The 23,712-nt window shown below is 41.3% G+C and carries 15 protein-coding genes and 1 pseudogene; 9 read left to right on the top strand and 7 right to left on the bottom strand.

The features are described from left to right. Positions 1-217 precede the first annotated feature (217 nt). The 5 genes from RM347_RS17580 to minE all read left to right on the top strand — a co-directional run bounded on the left by RM347_RS17580 (position 218) and on the right by minE (position 4,810). Complete coding sequence (locus RM347_RS17580; protein ID WP_322720711.1) at positions 218-880, top strand: hypothetical protein; 663 nt, start codon at positions 218-220, stop codon at positions 878-880. Between the two features lie 56 nt (positions 881-936). Next, entirely contained in the window at positions 937-2,259 is a 1,323-nt protein-coding gene (locus RM347_RS17575; protein ID WP_322720709.1) for a four-carbon acid sugar kinase family protein, read from the top strand. A 198-nt stretch (positions 2,260-2,457) separates the two neighbouring features. Further along, the gene (gene minC, locus RM347_RS17570) at positions 2,458-3,498 is read left to right on the top strand and encodes a septum site-determining protein MinC (RefSeq protein WP_322720707.1); all 1,041 of its coding nucleotides are present in this window, start codon (positions 2,458-2,460) and stop codon (positions 3,496-3,498) included. Positions 3,499-3,670: 172 nt separating this feature from the next. Continuing rightward, complete coding sequence (minD, locus tag RM347_RS17565) at positions 3,671-4,477, top strand: septum site-determining protein MinD (protein WP_012410009.1); 807 nt, start codon at positions 3,671-3,673, stop codon at positions 4,475-4,477. A 36-nt stretch (positions 4,478-4,513) separates the two neighbouring features. Beyond that, on the top strand, positions 4,514-4,810 hold the full coding sequence (minE, locus tag RM347_RS17560; RefSeq protein ID WP_322720706.1) for a cell division topological specificity factor MinE: 297 nt from the start codon (positions 4,514-4,516) through the stop codon (positions 4,808-4,810). A 310-nt stretch (positions 4,811-5,120) separates the two neighbouring features. On the opposite strand, the pseudogene RM347_RS17555 reads toward minE, so the two are convergent. Further along, a pseudogene (locus RM347_RS17555) lies at positions 5,121-5,384 on the bottom strand (transposase family protein); the annotation flags it as partial. A gap of 515 nt (positions 5,385-5,899) precedes the next feature. After that, the gene (locus RM347_RS17550; protein ID WP_322720705.1) at positions 5,900-7,225 is read right to left on the bottom strand and encodes a hypothetical protein; all 1,326 of its coding nucleotides are present in this window, start codon (positions 7,223-7,225) and stop codon (positions 5,900-5,902) included. A gap of 1,090 nt (positions 7,226-8,315) precedes the next feature. On the opposite strand from RM347_RS17550, the gene fmt reads away from it, so the two are divergent. Continuing rightward, the gene (gene fmt / locus RM347_RS17545; RefSeq protein WP_322720704.1) at positions 8,316-9,320 is read left to right on the top strand and encodes a methionyl-tRNA formyltransferase; all 1,005 of its coding nucleotides are present in this window, start codon (positions 8,316-8,318) and stop codon (positions 9,318-9,320) included. A gap of 106 nt (positions 9,321-9,426) precedes the next feature. Here the strand turns inward: fmt and RM347_RS17540 are convergent, their stop codons facing one another. After that, complete coding sequence (locus RM347_RS17540) at positions 9,427-9,789, bottom strand: DUF6464 family protein (RefSeq protein ID WP_099070131.1); 363 nt, start codon at positions 9,787-9,789, stop codon at positions 9,427-9,429. A 146-nt stretch (positions 9,790-9,935) separates the two neighbouring features. Then, positions 9,936-11,447, bottom strand: a complete 1,512-nt coding sequence (locus RM347_RS17535) for a hydroxysqualene dehydroxylase (protein WP_322720703.1) — start codon at positions 11,445-11,447, stop codon at positions 9,936-9,938. 314 nt (positions 11,448-11,761) lie between these two features. Here RM347_RS17535 and RM347_RS17530 point away from each other — a divergent pair, with 314 nt between their 5' ends. Next, complete coding sequence (locus RM347_RS17530) at positions 11,762-12,664, top strand: class I SAM-dependent methyltransferase (protein ID WP_322720702.1); 903 nt, start codon at positions 11,762-11,764, stop codon at positions 12,662-12,664. 169 nt (positions 12,665-12,833) lie between these two features. On the opposite strand, the gene RM347_RS17525 is transcribed toward RM347_RS17530, so the two are convergent. Beyond that, positions 12,834-13,598, bottom strand: coding sequence for a GNAT family N-acetyltransferase (locus tag RM347_RS17525; protein WP_322720701.1), 765 nt, complete (start codon positions 13,596-13,598; stop codon positions 12,834-12,836). Positions 13,599-14,137: 539 nt separating this feature from the next. On the opposite strand from RM347_RS17525, the gene modB reads away from it, so the two are divergent. Together modB and RM347_RS17515 are read left to right on the top strand one after the other, a co-directional pair. Then, positions 14,138-15,940 (top strand): molybdate ABC transporter permease subunit, encoded by a 1,803-nt coding sequence (modB, locus tag RM347_RS17520; RefSeq protein ID WP_322720725.1) that lies wholly within the window; start codon positions 14,138-14,140, stop codon positions 15,938-15,940. A 1,288-nt stretch (positions 15,941-17,228) separates the two neighbouring features. Next, the gene (locus RM347_RS17515) at positions 17,229-21,515 is read left to right on the top strand and encodes a DUF4347 domain-containing protein (protein ID WP_428850571.1); all 4,287 of its coding nucleotides are present in this window, start codon (positions 17,229-17,231) and stop codon (positions 21,513-21,515) included. 140 nt (positions 21,516-21,655) lie between these two features. Here the strand turns inward: RM347_RS17515 and RM347_RS17510 are convergent, their stop codons facing one another. Both RM347_RS17510 and RM347_RS17505 read right to left on the bottom strand, forming a co-directional pair. After that, a complete protein-coding gene (locus RM347_RS17510; protein WP_322717678.1) occupies positions 21,656-22,027 on the bottom strand; it encodes a four-helix bundle copper-binding protein in 372 nt (123 codons plus the stop codon). Between the two features lie 546 nt (positions 22,028-22,573). Further along, complete coding sequence (locus RM347_RS17505) at positions 22,574-23,710, bottom strand: cystathionine gamma-synthase (protein WP_322717672.1); 1,137 nt, start codon at positions 23,708-23,710, stop codon at positions 22,574-22,576. Positions 23,711-23,712: the final 2 nt, after the last annotated feature.

The raw sequence follows: 23,712 nt of genomic DNA, 5'->3' as shown, positions 1-23,712 counted from the left end.
ATACTCAACTTGATGTGCGCTTAAACGCGATCGCCTAGATTAAGTACTGCATTGTATCCAAAATGAACAGAAAATAAGTGCAAATACTTTTTAACTTTATTTAATTGTGTTGCACAGTCTGCTTTTTATCATAACTATACGTAACCACCCATTGCTTCTCTACCAAACCCGATTAAAATAAATACGCAACTTGGGCTTCCATAGGAGTTATCGAGCAGTGCAGCCGGATTTAATAGGCTTGGAAATTAGCAAGGGGGAACTGAGACGTTTGACTGGCTTCGATCCAGAAGACGTTTTTCGTCCCTCTGTTTTGCGAGATAGCAAAAAGCGATTAGGGTTTTTGATCAATGAAATGCTGGTAACGCTGGCGTTAACGCCAATAATTGTGGGCTTTGTTTATGCGTTTATTATTCTGCCGACAATTGGTTCTTCAATTCGACTAGGAATTCTTCTACTAATTTTAGTGCCAATGCCGATATTAGTGGGGCGATGGCTGTGGCGGCAGTTGTCCTGCCCCGAAGGACTGACAATACTTTTAGATGAAGTTGATAAATATCATGACCTGATTAGCGCCATAGATATTAATGACCAATTGGCAGCATCAGGAAACGTAGAAAGCAGTATCCATGACCGAGATAAAGTAACCGCTGCCCTGCAACTGATTAGAGAAGATTTAGTCCGCGCTCTGAAAACGGAACGAATTTTGCGAGATAATAAAAAATTGCTTGCTAATAACCAAGAGTTATTTGTCAATAATTTAGCCAGTCTGCAAGCTTTACAAGTTAGTAGTCAAGCAGGCGAATACGCTCAACTGCTAAATCAATCATTGCAAATTGCGATCGATGTCCAAGCAGAAATCAGAAAATTGCACAAAGGCTGAGTAGAGTTTTTCTTTGCTGATGACTTTCTTAAAAAACAATCGCCCCGTTGACTTAAATGAGCAACAGACCCAAAATAATTGTCTTGGATGATGACCCGACGGGTTCTCAAACAGTCCACAGCTGCTTGCTGCTAATGCACTGGGATGTAGACACTCTACGCGGCGGGTTACAGGATGATTCGCCAATTTTCTTTGTGCTGACTAATACTAGATCGCTAACGCCAGAGTCAGCTGCATCTGTCACCACAGAAGTTTGTCAGAACCTGAAAATCGCTTTGAATGCTGAAGGAATTGACGATTTTTTGATTGTCAGCCGTTCTGATTCTACTTTGCGGGGACATTATCCTATTGAAACTGATGCGATCGCACAAGAACTCGGCCCTTTTGATGCTCATTTTCTTGTACCAGCTTTTTTTGAAGGCGGACGCATCACCCGCGACAGTGTGCATTACTTAATTATTGGCGGTGTACCTACCCCAGTCCATGAAACCGAATTTGCCCATGATTCAGTCTTCAGCTACCATCACAGTTACTTACCCAAGTACGTCGAAGAAAAGACTCAAGGACGAATTAGTGCCGAAGCTGTAGAAAGGTTTCTCCTAGCTGATATTCGTGCTGGTAGTTTGGAACGGTTGTTACAACTTAATGGTAATGAGTGCGCTGTTGTAGATGGTGAAACTCAAGACGATCTCAACCGCTTTGCAGTAGATATATTAGCAGCAGCAAGTCAAGGGAAACGCTTTCTATTTCGCAGTGCAGCAAGTATTTTAACGGCTTTAGCCGCATTACCACCCCAACCTATTGCTGCTGAAAATATGGCACAGTACGTGCGACAAGGCAAACCAGGTGCAGTGATTGTTGGTTCTCATGTCAAAAAGACTACTCAGCAATTAGAAGCGCTGTTGCAAGTAGAAGGAACAGTAGGAATCGAAGTGAATGTAGCACGATTACTTGATGATGCAAATCAATCTGCGGCATTGCTAACTGAAATCAAAGAAAGTACACGGGCGGCACACGAAGCTGGCAAAACACCAGTGGTTTATACTAGCCGTCAGGAACTGAGTTTTAAAGATGTCAACACACGATTGGAGTTTGGGGCAAAAGTTTCAGGTTTATTGATGGATATTGTCCGTGGTTTACCATCTGATATAGGATTCTTAATCAGCAAGGGTGGTATTACTTCAAACGATGTCTTGAGTACTGGACTAGCTTTAACTTCAGCCCGTTTACTAGGTCAAATTTTAGCTGGTTGTTCAATGGTATTAACGCCATCCGATCATCCTCAGTTTCCTAATTTGCCTGTGGTGCTGTTTCCTGGTAACGTCGGCGATGCTGATGCCTTGGGGACAATTTATCAGAGGTTAACTAAACAGTTTTGAGTCACGAGTCACCGAACAGAGTTCTTGCTGAGTGCGGAGTATAAGAATTGTTGTAGGGTAGTAAAGAAGCAAAATTTTGTCTTTATGACTCAGGACTCGGCACTCTGCACTTTCTGGTTTGAGAATGTTGTTGAATTTTACAACTGATCTAATATTAGTAATTATTCGGAGTGTCCCTTGTCTTTTGGCTAGTACTGCATGACTTCTGATTCTACGATTCCCAATCTAAAGTCAAATTCTGCACTTCCTAATGCAGAATCAAACTCTATCCTTTCTGAGGTAGAGGTAAATCCTACTGTTTCTGATGTAGAGTCAGATTCTATCCTCCCGGATGCTGAGTTAAAATCTGTCCTTCTTTATTTAAAATCAAATACTGTCCTTGCGGATGTAGAGTCAAATCCTGCTAACCCGGATGTAGAGTCAAATACTGATGTCGCATCAGATTTTATCCTTACTGATTTAAATCCCAATGAATCAGCAATACCAGGGCATCGTGTAAATGATAATACTCAAGTCCAGTTAAAAAGTAAGGAGGGACGACTATTATTAATTTTGCCTCCGGAATCTCAAGGATCTGCCTCAGAACTGAGTTGGTCTGATATTTGGCAACAAATAAGGCAACGTCTGAATGCAGGCGATCGCTTCCGGATATCTAATACCCCTGTGCATCTAATAGCACAAGACCGCCTAGTAGATGCGAGACAACTCCAAGAACTCGCCGAGGCTTTAAGTGAAGTCCAACTCCGGCTCATCTCTGTCTCGACGAGTCGTCGGCAAACTGCGATCGCTGCCGTAACATCTGGGTATTCTGTAGAACAATTACAGCCCGTAACTTCCCTAGTTTCTGAACCAACGGCTACAGCCATACCCCAGGCAGATGCCCTCTATCTGGAAATGACAGTCCGTTCTGGAGTAGAAATTCGTCATCCTGGTACAGTAATTCTCTTGGGAGATTTAAACCCAGGTGGTATTGTAATTGCAGATGGAGATATTATTATCTGGGGTCGCCTACGTGGAATTGCTCATGCTGGTGCTGGAGGCAATCGTGAGTGTCTGATTATGGCCTTGCAAATGGAACCAACCCAATTGCGGATCGCAGATGCTGTAGCTAGGGCACCAGAAAAACCGCCAATGCAGTTTTCTCCAGAGGTGGCACATATTACGCCCCAAGGAATTCGCATCGCTAGGGCTACTGATTTTTCCAGAAACCAATTCACCAAGAGCAATCAAGAGCCATAAATATTTACTTAAAGAATGAAGTATATAAGTAAGGATGAAATAAGACAAATATTCATGCCTCGCCATCATCAGGGAGACCAGATATTTCTTCATACTTGATACGATACTTCATACTTTATACTGCAATTTACTGTTTTATATTTCCTGAACCCTTATTGACCGCATTTCTATCATGACTCGCATTATTGTGATTACCTCCGGCAAAGGAGGAGTGGGTAAAACCACCGTTTCAGCAAATCTGGGCATGGCTTTAGCCAAAATGGGGCGTCAAGTTGCCTTGGTTGATGCGGATTTTGGTCTGAGAAATTTGGATTTGCTGCTAGGGTTGGAAAACCGCATCGTCTATACTGCGGTAGAAGTCTTAGCCAGAGAGTGCCGCCTAGAACAAGCCTTGGTGAAAGATAAGCGCCAACCAAATCTCGTACTCCTGCCGGCAGCCCAAAATCGCTCCAAAGATGCAGTCACGCCTGAACAGATGAAGTTATTGGTGAATGCACTAGCGCAAAAATATCAGTACGTGATTATTGATAGCCCTGCCGGCATTGAAAATGGGTTTAAAAATGCGATCGGCCCGGCAAAAGAAGCTCTAGTTGTCAGCACACCAGAAATTTCCTCAGTTCGTGATGCTGACCGGGTAGTAGGTTTACTAGAAGCACAAGGTATCAAGCGTGTTCATTTAATAATTAACCGCATCAGACCCGCAATGGTGCAGGCAAATGATATGATGTCAGTGCAAGATGTTCAGGAACTTCTCGCCATTCCCCTGATCGGGGTAATCCCTGACGACGAGCGTGTTATTGTATCTACCAATCGCGGCGAACCCTTAGTTTTAGCGGAAAATCCCTCTTTAGCTGCCACAGCCTTTGAGAACATTGCTCGTAGATTAGAAGGGGAAAGTGTCGAATTTCTGGAGATCGACTCGTCCCAAGACAGCATCTTCGCCCGTCTACGAAGGTTGTTGTGGACAAAGATTGTTTAACTTACTTTTCCAGTCTCCGCCCCAGACCTATTCGTAATGATTGAACTTCTAGAACGACTTTTTTCTCGCGGTCCTGATAGCAGTCGAACTCAAGTTAAACGTCGCCTGCAATTGGTGATTGCTCACGATCGCGCTGACTTAGATCCTCAAACGTTGGAAAAAATGCGGAAAGAAATCCTAGATGTAGTCTGTCGCTATGTAGAAATTGAGACAGAGGGCTTGGAGTTCTCCTTAGAAAGCAACCAGCGAACTACAGCTTTGATTGCCAACTTACCTATCCGCCGGGTGAAAGGTGCTATACCTGAGTGGGAAAGAGGTGATAAGCCTGTGTAATTTTAATTTTAAGTATTTCATATTTAGGATGTAGTGAAATCATCCTCAATTCCGATAAATCATACCAACTTTTGGATTAATTAAAAGTATTTACAAAAAAAGATTCTACGTCAGATGAGTTGAGATAGCACAATATTTTAGCTAAATATACTTACATACAGGTATTATCGAGACTATATTTAAGCTTGTATGTCACGCCTTCAAGTAAGCTTTTTTCGGATCATTTTGCTTGTATCTGCTTCGATTTTTATCGGGCTGGCTGCTTTGTTTGGGGTGATAGTTGTTACAATAGACCTCTTGCAAAAGTCGCTCAGGAAGATTGGGTTTGGGTGAGATGAAGCTCATAATTGTAGAGAGCAGCAATCAGATTAAACCGCAAACTAAATCGTTTTCGACGATTTCTATAAGTCAGAGACAAAATTTTAAATACCTTCAGCTTGCGATTTACATGCTCACCTAAAACTCTAATTTTGGCTAATTCTTGATTGCTCTTTTTATCCTCATAACTTAATTTACCTCCTTGGGGCTTTTTCTTAGGAATCCGACTATTACCATGTAGTTTTTGAATACCTTGTTGAAGAAGAATTCAGAAGTCAGAATTCAGGAGTCAGAATCAATCAGTCGGGGATTCAGACCCGCGACTGATTGAAGACCACCAAATTTTCAATTTGGTGGAGGTCTTAAACCCGGTGATTCAATTTACGGTTCAAGGTCAGCAGTATGAAGAACAAAGTGAGCCTTGCGTTATAAAATGCCGTCCTTGTCAAGATTCAAGGCGTAAAAATTGTCCCAGAGATCCTCAATTTAACAAGGGACAAATCGTAAAGGTTTGGTACGATCGCACCAAACCTTAAAACACTATTATTGCAACCACTGCACCTGCTCAATCTAGCTTGGGAGATGCTATTAAAATATTTTGTTCTCTAGCAGTGCCGATTGGAGTTTTGCTTGTGGTTGCAAAAGTGATGCTGGATGCTATAAAGCAGCTTGGAAAGACTCAGGAGTAACCTAGTCGGTCACTGTCCTAAGCCTTACTGACAATAAATGCGGCTCATGAAAGGGAAATTATTAAGATTTTCTTTCCCTAAATTATCGATAAGCAACTTGTGGGCCTGCCCAAATTTCTGTAACCTTTTTACCAAAAGTAATCGGCTGATCGTCGTTTGTTGTTGTTACAGTTTTGCCATCATTAGCAACTTGCATTAGTGGCCAGTTTTCCTCGCCCAATTCACCTGCACGGAACAACACGTTATCTGGTTGGCTTTTACTCCAGCCTAACAATACGGCGATTTTCTCATGTTCTTCCTCATTAGCTGGAGCTACTGTGTTAGCGTGATTTTTTTGCCGATCCCAAATCACTGCACTATCTGTAGAATCACCTGTGTTAAATATACCTTCAAACTTGCGTGCTAAGAAGCGATCGCCTTTTTCTGACCAGCTAACTGGAACTAATACCCCAATCTGACCATTCGTATCAGTTTCTTCTGACGCCACCGCCTTTATAGCCTTTACCTTTAATAAAGGATCGCTAACAGGAGTCGTTGAAGCCATCACCCACAATTTCTTGGTTTGCATATCTTGGACAAACAGAACGCTGGTGACACGGCTGTTATACATTTGGGGTTTTACTTCTAGTTGCACCCGGCTATAAACAGCATATTTACCATCTGGAGAAACCACGGGTATGCTGCGATAGTGACGCACTCCAGAACCACCCTTAGAACCAATTGCCTCTTGAGTAGCTGTAATCCATTTCCAAGGAATAGGATGAGGACTACCTATAGGATCTATTTGTTCTGCTTGGGACTCATCAACTGGTTCAGTAGCAGGTATTTCCGTAGTTGTGTTTGGTTGTGATTCTCTAAGAGTTGGTGCTACTTGAGTTGCTGTCAATGATTTAGTAAAAAACTTTTCTTTCGAGAAAGATTTTTTTTGTCCTTTCAAAGACTTGACATTAGCAGCTTTGAGTTTTCGTACTAAATTAAGTTGACTAACAGGAACATCTGTTAATGGTGCGAGTTCAACTGCTGCCAAAGTATCAGGAACAGTTAAATCGCTGCTTGATAGATAAGTATCTACATCTATTTGAGGCAAAGGCTCAATTTTATCCGCTGGTAATACTTGCGGTTCCTGGACAGCAGTACTTTGTGTTGGCACAGAATCAAATTTTTCTGTTGAGGAGTTGATTTGATCTGTTTTTAATATTTCGGCTATCTCAGGTTCCCCAACTACAGCTATTTCCTTTAATACAGAGTCAGACTCTCCAGTTATCGAAGTTAGTTTAGCTACTTCTGATCTTACTGAGTTCGAGTGACCCGATGCCCCTAGCAAGGGTGCAATCAATATCACAACGACAACGTAATTGAGAAATGGTTGCGCGCGGAACCATCCTGACAGCAAAAGGGGTTTAAGCATTTGTAGACTCTCTAGAGGGGGCGGTTGCTATGTGAGAAGCAATACCTATACAGCAATGGGGCAGGCGGTAATTATATGTATAACAAGAAACTAAAAGCAATGACTAGATAATTTCTTCAAAGTTTGCAGAGTTTTACAAAAATTAAGTATCATTGTCTACACCTTTTATTACTCAGGTACTGAATATTTTTCTGTAAAAATATGCGAGTATAGTAAATATGCTGAGAACTCAGTAATTACTACACGATATATAATGTTGCTATACCCAATAAGACCAAAAACAGGTATTGGTTAAGGGAAATGCTGGGTATACATTAGGCGAATAACGCTGGCAACCAAGAGTTAGATAACTTGGCTATTGGGGATCGTACTAGCGTTCACTAGTACGCAGCAAAGAAGCCAGGTTATACGCTAGATATGACAGCGCTAACCCTCATGATGGTAAACGTGAGGCGTTAATTAAAAACCTGGGGAAGCGGACGCATAATACATCATACTCAAAAAATATTGTTGTCAGCAACCCAAATTTAGAAATTGCAATCTAAACTACAAAAATAGCTAAAAGATGCAATATTTTTTTTAGAAACCCAACTGCATTTAAAGTCAATTTTGGGAAAACGATCAGGAACACAACAAAATTTACTCGGTAGATGCTCTAGCGGTTCGTGACGAAAAACCACTAAGTGATTAGGCTCACTAAAGGTAGATGCAGTTAATACTAGCTGTTACACTTGTAAACTTAGCTATTAAGTTAATCAAGCAGCCTTTGGTTTCACGAATACGAAGATATTGTACCACCAAACAGCCGATATTTTTTATAGCAAATCAACTCTGTTTTGCAACTACTGTCCAGAATACAGGAGGCTGCTAAATCCTGGCTTGGTGAATTCTGTTTCAACATGCAACTTAAATGTTGTCAGTTATCAGGGGCGCACTTACCATTAACTAATAGACAGGAGTGCAAAAGGAACTTTTGCAATCCTGTAGGGTAAGAGGCAAAGGGAAAGGGAAAATTCCATCCCTTGCCCCCTTACCCTTTTCCGCACTTCTGCAAGAAGTCTAATGACTAACGATTAACAACTAATTATTAATGAAAATCGTATTTTTTGGTACACCCCAGTTTGCTGTGCCCACGCTGGAAAAGTTATTGAATCATTCAGAATTTGAGGTGTTAGCAGTTGTCACCCAACCAGATAAACGCCGGGAACGCGGAAATAAACTGACCCCTTCACCAGTAAAAGCGATCGCTACTGCTCACAACTTACCAGTATGGCAACCCGAACGGGTGAAAAAAGACACTGAAACTTTAACCCAACTCAAACAATCAGACGCAGATGTGTTTGTTGTTGTCGCTTATGGACAGATTTTATCGTCAAAAATCTTGAATATGCCAAAATTAGGCTGCATTAATGTGCATGGCTCGATTTTACCTAAATATCGCGGTGCAGCGCCGATTCAGTGGTGTTTGTATAACGGTGAGAGGGAAACGGGGATCACAACCATGTTAATGGATGTGGGAATGGATACCGGCCCAATGCTACAAATAGCCACTACACCGATTGGATTACTGGATAATACCCAAGATTTAGCCGAAAGACTAGCTGCGATCGGTGGGGATTTGTTAATAGAAACTCTATTGAAGTTGCAACGCCAGGAAATTCAACCAATTCCTCAAGATAATTTAGCAGCTACTTATGCACCTCTGATTCAAAAACAAGATTATGGTTTGGATTGGTCAAAAAGCGCGATCCAATTACACAATCAAATCAGAGGCTTTTACCCTAACTGCACGGCTACCTTTCGTGACAACCTACTAAAAATCACCGCTTCTGCTCCCCTTGGTTCTGTAGGCGCTCGCGATCTTCCACCAGAATTACAAGAATTAATTCATAAATTGTCTGATTTGTCAAACATATCAGACACACCGGGAGTTGTAGTGAGCATTGTTAAAGGAATTGGGGCGATTGTCCAAACTGGGGAAGGTTTGTTGCTGTTGCGAGAGGTTCAGCTAGCTGGTAAACGTCCCCAGTCGGGATGGGATTTTGTGAATGGTACCCGCTTAACTGTGGGAGAAGTTTTTGGTGCGGGAAGTTGAGGGGTTGGCAATTTTAGATTTTGGGTCGCACCAAAGGTGCGCTTCCAGCACAACTTGAATTTTGGATTTTGGATTAAAGGAAAAATCTAAAATCTAAAATCCAAAATTAAATGGCTCCTAACTTTTCATAAAAGCGGCAAGATTCGCAAGGGCCGTCTGGGTTGACTGCACAGCGAATAATTTCTGAATGAGCATTGTAGCAGCAGGTGGCATCACCGATTACCCAACGTCCCTCAACCAAACTTTTCTCAGATGGTCGTTTAGCAGACTGTACATAAATAGCAATATTATGCAAGCGGTAGCGCCCAGCTTTAAGTTGATATCTATGGCGGCGCTCTAAAACCGCGTAGGTTTTACCTTCAAAATCGAGATAGTTTCCGGGTTGGGGTGTCCAATCAAGTTGCACTCTACCGAGGGACTCACGCGGGTGTGTCAAAATCACCTCGGTTTGTAAAGAGTCTGGCTCCATAAGCTTATGTGATTTGATTTACATTATAAGGATGGTATCGCAATAGCTTTCTTTAGCTTACCGAATTTAGATTACAATTAATGATTCACTCTTCTTTGCGAGAAATATACATCCAGTAGAGATGCAATGCTATACACCCCTACAGATTACGGTAGCCAAAAGTCAGGTAGGATAGATTTGCTCAAGTCACGCAAAGTTTGGTTGAGCGATCGCGCCACTTGGATATGCGCTTCATCCTCTTCTACAGCTAAAATCTCAGATGGCTGACCTTCTCCCAAATAAGACACCACCAAATTCGCCGCCTCCAAACCAGTAACATAAGCCTTTTCCTGTGACCAGGAACCATGACGGTTCACAATCCAATCCCCACTCATAAACACATTCTCAAAACTTGTTTTAGCGGGCAACATATAACGATAGCTACCAGGTGCAAAGTGGGTCACTGCCTGAGGTAGCCGAATTACACTGCTATCAATTATCTTTGCCTGCCGAAACGCTGGCACACAAGTTGCTAAATAACCCTGAACTATTGGTAAAATCTCCTCATCACTCAAACTGAGAAACTGATTTGCGTGATAGAAATCAGCTTCAATCACCGTTCCTGGCTCATCTCGATATTCATCATGCAAGGCATTCAAATCAAAAAATGTCCAACCTGTAGTTGCGTCGAATCCAAAGCAAGCATTAGAAGGACGAGGAATATCAATTTTGCGGTCAAACCATAGCCGCGTTGCTAAAACATCAATTGCTCCCAAATTGCTCAAATTACGGAATTCTTCACGACTTTGTAAACTAGGGCTAGTTGAGACAATTTTCTTCATCCCTGTGATCCCAACCGCAAAAATCACCGCATCTGCATCAAAAGCTTCATCACCGCAAACCACACCCTTTGCTCGATGATTACTATCAACAATTAAGTCTGTAACTCGACGCTTGGGTAAGACTCGCACACCAGCTTTTTCAATACGTTCCACCCAAGGACGAAATATCTTTTCTCCGACAGTTCCCCGACACCAAACTACATCAAAATCCGGTTGATGAGCCAGAATAAAAAAGTAAAGCATCCCTAAAGTTGCTGCGGCTGAACATTGTTCACCAGGGGCAAACAAGCCCACTAATAACATTGGTTCAAAAGCCTCGCGGTAAAGCCGTGCAGAAACGTTAAAGTCTTTGAACAATTCACGGGCAGTTACAAAGTCATAGCGTCGCCAAGCTGCATCAGAATTGTCAAAATCAACCACAGCATAAAGTAAAGGCAGGGCGCTGAGACGGTCAATTAGTGGCAGCCGCTTAAACTGAGTGTAAAGAAAAGTTCCTAGTGGAGAGGGAAGTCGCGGTAAGTCTTGAAAAATTGGTGATTCAACTTCCAAACCTGCTGGCGAATATTGCGAAGAACGAGTCCAAGTAGTAAAAGGATTAATTCCTAATTCATTGATTAGGGAAAAAATATTTTTGTAAGGATACCAGAAGCCATGAATGCCAGCTTCAACAGATTTTCCGGATGCTGTTTGCCAACCTGCCACCAATCCACCTGGATAGGGGCCTGCTTCTAGAAGTGTCACATCATAACCTTGTTTTGCCAAATGGTAGGTTGCTCCTAAGCCAGCCCAACCAGCACCTACAACTACCACCCGTTTTTGTTGTGACCCTTCTACCATCACAGCCTCCAATTGTTGCAGTCCATCAACTAATGTATACGAACTTGTGTTCTGATCAGGCGACGGGTTGTTATTATAGCGATTTTCGTACCCTGCGGGTTCGCTGAAAGCGTTCTCGTAAGAGTAGCCGCTACGCGTCTATGGATGCAATAGACGCTTTGAGCGCACATCTGTGCACCCCTGCTACATTCCATCGAATTATAGACTTTGAAAAAAGACTAAGGGGAAGCGGTTCAGTAAAAATCACTTGCGGTTAATGCTGAGTTAAGAGTATAACAGAAAACAGACTTGACTATTAATGAGGAATAATCTTAATGACTCAATTAACAAATCCAAAACTCAGTCTGAATGACTATGAATTACGAGATGGTATTTATTTTCCTAGCGACTATGAACAATTGAATAATACTCAACATAAAAAAACATGGGACGCAATTGGTAAAACATATTATGGTTCCCAAAAAATTGAAAAAGTTGCAGAAACATCGCCCATTAAACAAGATTACACTCTGCTAACTGGCACGCCTGGAGGTACTTGGAACAAATTTCCATTGAATAAATCTGTTGGTTCTATTCTGGAAATTGGTTCTGGTTATGGTCGTGCACCTTTACATCTCTCTAAAGCGAAAAACCTGAGATGTGAGAAATATTACGGAATTGATATTTCTGAACCTTTATTACGGCGGTTAATCAAGGTTAAACAAGAATATGATTTTTTTCCAGAAGCTGAATTTAACTTGATTTGCACTTCTGCTGAAATATTGCCTTTAGAAGATAATTCTATAGATTTGGTAATTTCTAACTGCGTTTTTATGCATATCCCAGATGCACAATTAAGAAAATTGCTGGCTGATATCTCTCGGGTGCTAAAACCTGGTGGAATTTTTGTTTTTAATCATTCCTTTCACAACAAATCTTGTCCTTCTCATATTATCCATAATTTTGTGAGAAAGCTGAACCCCTTTGTGAGAAATCCAGTTTATCTAAAGCAATATTCAGCCACTGAAATAGAGGAAATGTTAGCTACTGTTGGTATAAAAACGAAGTGTCCACAATACATTGTCGAACCAACAGAAGAATATGCAATTTTGCCGGAAACCATCAAAGGAATCCCAGTACCATTTGCTAAAGCCATCAACAGAAGTCTCAAGCCATCAGGTAATTTAAAAGAAACTTTGGCTTATGGTTTCAGTGCCTACAGCAGTAAACTGGACTAATTAAGAAAATCTCTTGTTGTCATAATCAACTGAATACAAATAATCTATAGAAGCACAACAATGTTGTGCTTTTATTTTGACAAAAATCCTCATTAACGTTGCTTTGAATTTTTGGCTTGGAGTCTGATTATCTAGTCTAAAATCCAGGCAGTTATCAAGGGATGAATTCTTAGTGATATCTAGCAACGTTTTTACTATTAAATATGGTTAAAAAAGTAATCCGCTTAAATTGACCAATAGATGGAAGGCTACATATTTTTGCTCCACAAGCAAAATATACTTGTAGAATATGCGGAATTTCAACATTATATGGTCTAGGACAGTGTTGAGGTAATTCTATAATAAATTCTGAGTTTGGATAAACCAAAATATTTGGATGCATCAAATTCTTTTGCTGAAAATGATTATAAGCACAACGAGCTTGTAAAGGACTTTGCGTTTTAAATGTTACACGTCCCAAAAAATATTGGTTTTTACTCCAGACAAGATAATTTGCTAAACCCTTCCAAAGTAATAAAAGTGCCTGAATATTACGGTATTCTTTTGCTATACATGCACGCCCAAGTTCTACAGTTTCCTGAAGTATAGAATCAGGAATGTCATTGATATTAAAATATTTAGCAGCACTAAAGCCCAAGGCTTGAGAAGCCATTGTATAAGATTGCATTCGGTAATTCCCAACTATTTTACCAGTTGGTTTGAAGATGAGTATCAAATGATGACAAAATGTATCGAATTCATCTTGATCTCTCTGGGTAAGGTTAGAAGCAGAATATTCTAAGCCTAGTTCAATATTAAAAATTTCAAAGCGCAACCGAAAAATAGATTCTAATTCTTCTTTTGTAGAAGCAAGCCGGAGAATATACTTTTCGGTTTCAATTACTGGGAAATTTTTGAGAAGATAGTTAGACGTTAGTGGAAATTTAGTGTTCATTCTAGAGTTTCTCATTAATAAATAATCATTCTATCGGCACAATATTTGTTGATTGTTTAGCATTGCATGACCATACATCTTAAGTTAGTTAATAACAAATATTTTATATTTAATTAGTCTGCAAAAGTAAAGAAAAAAACGTATTTTTTAGGACAAAATTCCTGGAATTATGTCTTCAAGAAGACTATCGCTTATGGATTTAACAATATTAAATACTAATTAGTAGAAAATTCATCAAGATAATACGAAGTTGTATATGACGTGACTCAGCTATTTATTTTTGATATGTATTAATCGAATTTAAGATAAGCGTAATCGAGCAGGGGAAGAGTGAAAATTTACAACTGAGGATTTGGCACTCTCCATGACGATGTTTTAACGGGTATAACTTCCACTCTGACACTTTATACTCAACCGGACGAGAATCTTGTTTAAAGCTTGGATAGTTTTTGTAATGTAGTTTACCAACTTTTTACAACATATTGCAGCTAAAGTTGGTAAATTATGGATTAGTTGAGCTAATTCTTGCCCAGACAACTATGCCATTGGATTTATCGCCTCTTTGGATATCACTCAAAACTTCGTTACTTGCCACATTTATCACCTTCTTCTTGGGTATCGCTGCTGCTTACTGGATGCTGGGATATCGTGGCAAAGGTAAATCGTTGATTGAAGGTATCTTTATTGCGCCCCTGATTTTACCGCCTACGGTTGTGGGTTTCTTGTTGCTGCTATTTTTTGGCAAAAATGGCCCTGTAGGGAAACTCATGCAGGCTTTTGACTTCACCATCGTCTTTACTTGGTATGGTGCAGCGATCGCAGCCACGGTAGTTTCTTTCCCTTTAATGTATAAAACTGCACTGGGAGCCTTTGAGCAAATAGATGCTAATATGCTGCGAGTAGCTAGAACCCTTGGTGCAACTGAAGCCACAATTTTTTGGCGCATCAGTTTACCCTTAGCACTACCCGGCATTGTCGCTGCCACAATGCTCGCTTTTGCCCGTGCTTTGGGAGAATTCGGCGCAACATTGATGCTGGCTGGTAACATTCCCGGACAAACGCAGACAATCCCAATGGCAATTTATTTTGCGGTGGAAGCGGGAGCAATGGACGAGGCTTGGTTTTGGGCGATCGCAATTATGGTGATTTCTCTATCTGGAATTATTGCAGTCAACTTCTGGCAAGAATTGAGGGAAAAGAGCAGGGGAGCAGGGAGCAGGGAGCAGGGAGCAGGGGGAGAAATTCTTTATACTCCACACTCTAGCTTTGAATCTAGTGGATTGTTTGTCAACATTGAAAAAATCCTTCCTAGCTTTCATTTAAAAGTTGCTTTCACTACTGATAAGCAACCTTTGGGATTGTTAGGGGGTTCTGGAGCAGGTAAAAGCATGATTTTGCGCTGTCTTGCGGGGATAGAAACACCCACAATTGGGCGCATAGTTCTAAATGGCAGAGTTCTGTTTGACTCGGAACAGGGAATTAATTTACCCAGCCGCGATCGCCGCATCGGTTTTTTAGTACAGAATTATGCTCTCTTTCCGCACATGAATGTGGCGCAAAATATCGCTTTCGGCTTGCCCAAAAAACTATCTGCTGGGAGTATTAGAGTACAGGTAGAGGAGCAACTAATAGCGATGCAGTTGCAGGGATTAGGCGATCGCTATCCGCACCAACTTTCTGGGGGTCAACAACAACGGGTAGCTTTGGCAAGAGCATTGGCAAGTCAACCGGAAGCATTGCTTTTAGATGAACCGTTTTCGGCACTTGACACCCATCTACGTAGTCAATTAGAGCAGCAAATGACAGAAACTCTTGCTGGCTACCAAGGTGCGACTCTATTTGTCACTCATAATATGGAAGAAGCCTATCGGATTTGCCCAAATCTGTTGGTATTGGAGCATGGTAGAGCCGTTCATTATGGCAGCAAACATGATATTTTTCAGCATCCTGCTACTGTGAGTGTTGCTCAACTCACTGGATGCAAAAACTTCTCCCGTGCTGTTCTCCAGTCATCACAACAGGTGGAAGCGACTGATTGGGGTTGTAATCTTCAAGTCATTGAACCAATTAAGAGCGAATTATCCCACGTCGGCATTCGTGCCCATCAGTTCATTTTTACCAACGATTCATCACAAGAAAATACCTTTGCCTGCTGGGTAGTACGAACAAGTGAAACGCCCCATCGAATGACGTTGTTTCTCAAACTACATTCAGCTGGCAAGAATTCTCAAGATTACCATCTGCAAGCTGAAGTCTTCAAAGAAAAATGGGTGACCATGAAAGACCAACCTTTTCCTTGGTATGTGCGTTTAGATCCTCTGCGCTTGATTTTGATGGAGTGAACGCAGAGATACACGTAATATCGTGTCCGGTTAAAGACTGATCGTGAAGACCGCAGAGGAGCAGAGGCGAGGGATTTTTAGGTTTTCTGAATAGATTCGGGAATTATAACTAATTAGCCGGACATGATATAACAGAGGGCATTGCATATTTAGGCGTTTCATAAAATGCTTGTGGAGGGTTGGGTTAAACTACGACCTGAAAGTAGTCAAATTCCAGTTCACTGTGAAGCAAGAATCGTATCGGCTAAAAGGCGATCGCTGCTGATATTTTCCAATTAGACCATATACTAGCGCACAAGTTAGAAAGTATGTGGTTAGCAAAAATAAATACTAATCAATTGACTATAGCGATCCGAAATTATTTATGAATAAATATCATAATTATTAAGCTTAGGTAAGTAAAAAACTTATTGATAAATTGGGGTTAAATCTAAAGCAGGCGAATAGCTATTTTTCTTTTTCAATTTCACAATTTAATGAGCCTAGATAATCTTGAATTTGCTGTGAGTGATTATCGTTTGCACATCCCGATTTTATTATCTATTGGGAGAATATCAGGCGAGCAAAAGGTTTAGACTCAGACAGGCTGAGATTATTGATAATAGTATCAATAAGGTTGATTTGGACACTAGCTTTAGAAGCGATCGCGAAATATAGAAATGAGCTTCAATGGCTAAAAGCTTTGTTTTAGTTGGATTATAGAAAATATCAAGATTTTCAAATTAACCTGCAAAATGTACTTTCTATGTGTAGTGTTATATGACTTATACATGTTACAAATCAGTAATATTACTGTGGTAATCATTGGCTTTTGTAAATACTCTTAGGTTGATTAGCTCGTTCGTTGTGCAAAAAGATTGTTAATTATGTTCGATTACTTGTCACAAAGCAATCCAACATAATTAACAGTATTTTATTACTCTCATTAGAGAATATTTAAAACCTTGTTTTTCCGTGCTTGGTTCCAAACGAGAGTTTTTTAGATTCACTAATCAAGCGAGGCTTTGAAAAAGATTCAAAGTCAGGATACTTTTTGTCTAATCAGAGATAAAAAAGAATATTAATCACATGCTTATTCTTTACCAGGCAAGAATTTCAACGCAGTTTTTGTGTAATTAGTTCTGTGGAGATTAGCTTTCACCTGTATTCCTCCAAGAATTCAAGCATTTCTATTTCGAGATTTAGTTAGTGTGATTATTTACGGACTGATTCCCCTGATTCATCGCACAACGAATTGCACACCCTCTGTCTTTCTTTGTAAAAGCTAAACTTTCAGTAATCCTAAATTATGTTGGACACAATACCTAGCAAGAGCGCTACCAATTCTGCTCAAAACCTGGATGAGAAAACTTCTGCTAATCGCCTAGTTTTCATCGATTCACAGGTGGACAACTACCAAACCTTGGTAACAGGTGTTTTGCAGAATACTTCTGTCGTAGTTCTAGATAACGATCGGGATGGCATTGAGCAAATTAATCAAGTGCTGGCGTTGCATCGGGGAATCAATAGTCTGCATATTGTTTCTCATGGTGCACCAGGACGAGTCTATTTAGGGAACAGTCAACTCAGCCACGAAACACTCAATCGTTATGCAGCACAACTTATGGGTTGGGCAAGTGCGTTGAGTGCAGATGCACAACTGCTACTGTACGGTTGTGAAGTAGCTCAAACAGAGCAAGGCATGGCATTTGTCCAGTGCCTGAGCGAACTGACAGGTGCAGTAGTAGTGGCATCTGATAATTTAACGGGCAGTGCTGCATTAGGCGGTGACTGGAAACTAGAAGTGAACATGGGGGTAATTGCTCCTTCTTTAGCGTTCCAGCCAGAAGTTATGGCAGCCTACGCTTCAGTACTAGCTGTAGTACTTCCTGACACCAGCTTTAGCAGTGATGGTAAAGTCACTACTGATTTAGGCTTCATCGCTATTGATATCGGCCGCAGTGTTGCTTTACAAACCGACGGCAAAATTATCGTTGCAGGAGACAGCAACGGTGACTTTGCTTTAGTGCGTTACAACACTGATGGCTCGCTCGACACCAGCTTCAACAGTGATGGCAAGGTTACTACTGATTTAGGCTTACTTGCCGTCGACATCGGCTACAGCCTTGCTATACAAGCGGATGGCAAGATTCTCGTTGCCGGAACTAACGGCACTGACTTTGCTCTAGCGCGTTACAACAGCGATGGCTCACTCGATACTAGTTTTAGTAGTGACGGCAAGGTTACTACTGGTTTCGGTCTTACCATTGACATCGCCCACAGCACTACTGTACAAGCAGATGGCAAGATTATTGTCGCCGGAACTGACGGCACTGACTTTGCCCTAGCGCGTTACAACAGTGATGGCTCACTCGACACTAGTTTTAGTAGTGATGGCAAAGTCACTACTGATTTGGGCTTACTTGCCGTCGACATTGGCTATAGCACTGCTGTACAAGCAGATGGCAAGATTATTGTCGCCGGAGTGAGTAACGGTGACTTTGCTTTAGCACGTTATAACAGCAATGGCTCACTCGACACGAGCTTTAGCACTGATGGTAAGGTTACTACTGATTTCGGTTTACTTGCCATCGACATCGTTTACAGCCTTGTTGTACAAGCAGATGGTAAGATTCTCGTCGCCGGAGAGAGTAACGGTGACTTTGCCTTAGCACGGTACAACAGCGATGGCTCACTCGACACGAGCTTTAGCACTGATGGTAAGGTTACTACTGATTTCGGCCTTCTTCCCAACGAAATTGCCTACAGCCTTGTTGTACAAGCAGATGGCAAGATTCTCGTGGCAGGAGTGAGCAACAATGACTTTGCTCTAGTGCGTTACAACAGCGATGGCTCAATCGACACCACTTTCGACAATGATGGCAAAGTCAGTACTGATTTGGGCTTGCTCACCCTCGACATTGCCTATGGACTTGTTCAACAGCCCGATGGCAAGATAATCGTCGCCGGAACTGACGGTACTGACTTTGCTGTGGTGCGTTACTTGGTTGACGAAGTTCCCACAGACTTGGCATTGAGCCAGTTAAATGTTAATGAAAATGTTCCTGATGGGACAGTAATTGGCACATTTACTACTACAGACCTAGATGCAGGCGACACATTCACCTACAGTTTAGTAACCGGGACTGGCGATACCGACAATGCTGCATTCACAATTGTTGGTAATCAGCTTAAAATCAACAGTTCCCCAAATTTTGAAACCAAATCTAGTTACAACCTCCGAGTTCGGACAACTGATTCGGGTGGAGTTACTTATGAGAAAGCATTGGCGATCGCAGTTAACAATCTCAACGAAGTTCCCACAGACTTGGCATTGAGCCAGTTAAATGTTGATGAAAGCGTTCCTGCGGGGACAGTAATTGGCACATTTACCACCACAGACCCAGATGCAGGCGACACATTCACCTACAGTTTAGTAACCGGGACTGGCGATACCGACAATGCTGCATTCACAATTGTGAACGATCAGCTACAAATCAACGCCTCTCCAGATTTTGAAACCAAATCTAGTTACAACATTCGGGTTCGGACAACTGATTCGGGTGGAGTTACTTATGAGAAAGCATTGGCGATCGCGGTTAATAACTTTAACGATGTACCCACAGATTTGACAGTAAGTCAGCTAGCTGTTGATGAGAACGTACCTGCGGGGACAGTAGTTGGCACATTTACCACCACAGACCCAGATGCAGGCGACACATTCACTTACAGTTTAGTAACCGGGACTGGCGATACCGACAATGCTGCATTCACAATTGTGAACGATCAGCTACAAATCAACGTTTCTCCAGACTTTGAAACCAAATCTAGTTACAACATTCGGGTTCAGACAACTGATGAAAGTGGAGTTACCTATAGCAAAGAGTTAACAATTGCAGTTAATAATCTGGACGATCCTGGTGTTAACGATGCGCCCACAGATTTGACAGTAACTGAGCTAGCTGTTGACGAGAACGTACCTGCGGGGACAGTAGTTGGCACATTTATCACCAGCGACCCAGATGCAGGCGACACATTCACTTACAGTTTAGTCGCAGGGACTGGCGATACCGATAATAATGCATTCACAGTTGATGGTAATCAGCTCAAAATCAACGCCTCTCCAGACTTTGAAACCAAATCTAGTTATAACATCCGGGTTCGGACAACTGATTCGGGTGGAGTTACTTATGAGAAAGCATTGGCGATCGCAGTTAATAATCTGGACGATCCTGGTGTTAACGATGCGCCCACAGATTTGACAGTAAGTCAGCTAGTTGTTGACGAGAACGTATCTGCGGGGACAGTAGTTGGCACATTTACCACTAGCGACCCAGATCCAAACGACACATTCACCTACACTTTAGTACCGGGGACTGGCGATACCGACAATGCTGCATTCACAGTTGATGGCAATCAGCTCAAAATCAACACTTCCCCAGACTTTGAAACTAAATCTAGTTACAATATCCGGGTTCAGACAACTGATGCAAGTGGAGTTACTTATGTCAAAGAGTTGACAATTGCAGTTAATAATCTGGATGATTCCGATGGCAACGACATACCAACCCTTACGAAGAATGCTAATAACGATATCTTTACTATCAAAGGTAAAGGTAACGGTGAAAAAGCAACACTCTCAGTCAAGCTGACAGGACAGAGTTCTAATCAAATTTATGAACTGGGAGTATTTGCTGTAGATGATGAACAAGGGAAGATTCAAGGTATTGCCTCTAGTGATGCTGGTTACACTGAAGCAGCTTTGAAACGATCCAAGGTGATTCTCTCCTCACTTACCAATTATCCCACTGGGTTTAGTAGTGATTTAGCCAGTTTGGCAGAATTTACCTCTGGTCAACAGCTAAGATTTTACTTGGTACGCAATAATAGCACTACTGATAGTATCTTGGCTGGACAAGCTGCTTTTACAGATGTACTGATTTCTGACTCGACAAATGTCAAAATCACAAGCTTGGGTAATAATAACTTCTCTTTGTCTTGGAAAGCTAGCAACAATGCTGAATTCCAGGATTTGATGGTAACAATTCAGGCGACAGATGAAGATTTACCTTTGGGTACAGGTTTACAAGGAAACCAACAAAGAGAACTCCTTGATCTACGTGGTGTGACACAACCGGTAAAAGCTGATTTTGTAGTCAATAGAGAAGCTGCATACAACAATTTTGTCGGTTTCTATCAAGTGGCTGATGAAAATGGTGGTATTGACACCAACGGCGATGGTACAGCAGATATTCTCGTAGGGCAAGCTGGTTATGCCGAAGCTGCTGTGCGTGGACGAGTTGCAGGCATTGACTTGACGGTGAATAACCAAGGTAGCGCATCTTACTCCGGGGCTTTTGAGCCTGATTCTCTGTTTGCACCGTTTCTTATTGTTAATGGTAGACCTGATGCCATTCTCGATGGCAATGCTAATAACAATCCAGCGGTTTACTTCGCATTTTTGGGCGCTAACTCAGACAAGACAGATCACATTCGTCTGTTAGAAAACAACACCTTTGGCTTTGAGGATTTGGCAAAGGGTGGTGACAAGGATTTCAACGATATGATTGTGCATGTCAATTTGAGTATTGGTTAGCTATTTAATTGTCAACTTAACGTCAAATCGGCTATAAACCGTGTCTATGATTAGTTAAGTCTTTACTTCAAGCGCCCAGACCCAAAGAGTCTGAGCGCTTGAATATTAGGTTGCAGAGTACTTTCTGCTAGGTAGAGGAATTATGCAGGCATCATGTGCATACTTCTGCAAGACTCTGCACACTTACGGCAAGCGGCAGCACATTCCATCATTTTCGCGTCATCGCTCATCATCTCACAGGCCATTGCAGTGCGATCGCACATTTCCGCGCAAAGCATACAAGTGCGTTCCATGAACTCAGAACCGCTCATCATCATATTCATGCACATCATGCACATTTCAGAACAATCACGCATCATGCTCATCATGCTCATCATGCTGTTGTCCATGTGCTTACCACCTTTGCTCATGCAGTAAGCCATAGTTTCCATGCACATTTTGTGACAGTCCATACAAGCATCAATGCAAGTTTGCATTTCTGGAGTTATGGTTTCAGTCATCATCATCATCATCATAGGAAATACCTCCTGATTTTTTGATGCATAAATAGTGTCCTTGGAAGGACTACTCATAACATTAGTCCTATCTTTTTAAAGAGTCAATAGGGGGTTTTTTCCAGAATTTATAAGCCTACTATCCCGATATAATTACCGGAAATTTGGAATGATTCTACACTAGCTTGGTGTTGTTTTTCTGAGGATTGCTACATATTAAGGCTTACAAACTCCCGTTTGAAGCTGGGGTTTTCTTAAGTAAGTCAACTTTCCATCGGGGATCAAAAATTAGAGTTAAATTTGGATCAAAAATAATGTCATGTTTTTTAACAAATACCTAAACAAAGCATTTATGAACTTATATTAAACAAGGATTTATTAACTTCTATTAACTTGAGGATAAACACGCTTAAAAATTCGTAATTCCTAATTCGTAATTATGTTTCTGGCAGGGTTTAAATCCCTACCAGAAACAAATCTATCTGTGAAGATAGGCTAATTACGATAAATCAAGTTTACAACGCCGAATGAAAATCGGTTTTTCCCATGCCCAATGCCCAATTTTTATCCTAGAGCATTTTCTAAATCAGCTTGTAAATCTTGATGATGCTCAATTCCTACCGAAAGACGGACTAAATTATCCTTGATTCCCCGCTTAAGTCGTTCCGCTTCTGGTAGAGAACCGTGAGTCATTTTGGTAGGATAGCAAAGCAATGATTCCACACCACCCAAACTTTCAGCCAGCAAAAATAACTTGAGTCGGGAAGCGAATCTTTCAACCTCAGCAAAACCGCCTTTTAATTCCAAACTAATCATCCCCCCAAAGCCAGACATTTGCTCTTTTGCTAATTTATGCTGTTCATGAGTAGGTAACCCTGGATAATAAATGCGCTCAATTTTGGGATGCTTTTCTAAGAATTTAGCTAAAAATAAAGCGTTTTTTTCATGTTCTCGCATTCTTACAGCTAGAGTTTTAATTCCTCGTAGCACTAACCAGCTATCAAAAGGACTAGGAATCGCCCCGATCGCATTTTGATAAAACTTCAGTTCGGTGTATAGTTGCTCGTTAGATGTGATGACTGCGCCACCAATAATATCGCTGTGTCCCCCTAGATACTTGGTAGTGCTGTGAACCACAATATCAGCACCTAAATTTAACGGCGTTTGAAAATAAGGACTAGCAAAGGTATTATCAACTACTAAGATGATATTGTTTCTACGGGCAATATTTGCTAGTGCGGCAATATCAATAATTTTTAACAAAGGGTTGGTAGGAGTTTCAATCCAAATCAGCTTAGTATTTGGTTGAATGGCAGTTTCAAAATCAGCGATGTTATCAATATCTACATAGGTAGTTGTCACACCCCAATTTTTCACTACCTTTTCTAACAAACGATAAGTTCCACCATACAAATCATCACCAGCAACAATATGATCGCCACTTTTCAGTAGACTTAATACTGTGGTAGTTGCAGCCAATCCAGAGGCAAATGCTAAACCAAATTTCCCATTTTCAATAGAAGCTAAAGCCTCTTCTAAAGCGTTACGTGTAGGGTTTCCTGTGCGAGAATATTCATATCCTTTGTGTTTACCTATAGATTCTTGTTCATAAGTAGAAGTCAAATAAATAGGGACAATTACAGCCCCTGTTTGTGGGTCTGATTGCTGACCTTCATGAATTGCTCTCGTCTCAAATTCCATGA

Origin of the sequence: Nostoc sp. ChiQUE02 (assembly GCF_034531305.2) — a bacterium.
GTDB lineage: Bacteria > Cyanobacteriota > Cyanobacteriia > Cyanobacteriales > Nostocaceae > Nostoc.
This window is presented reverse-complemented; position numbering and strand designations above follow the sequence as displayed.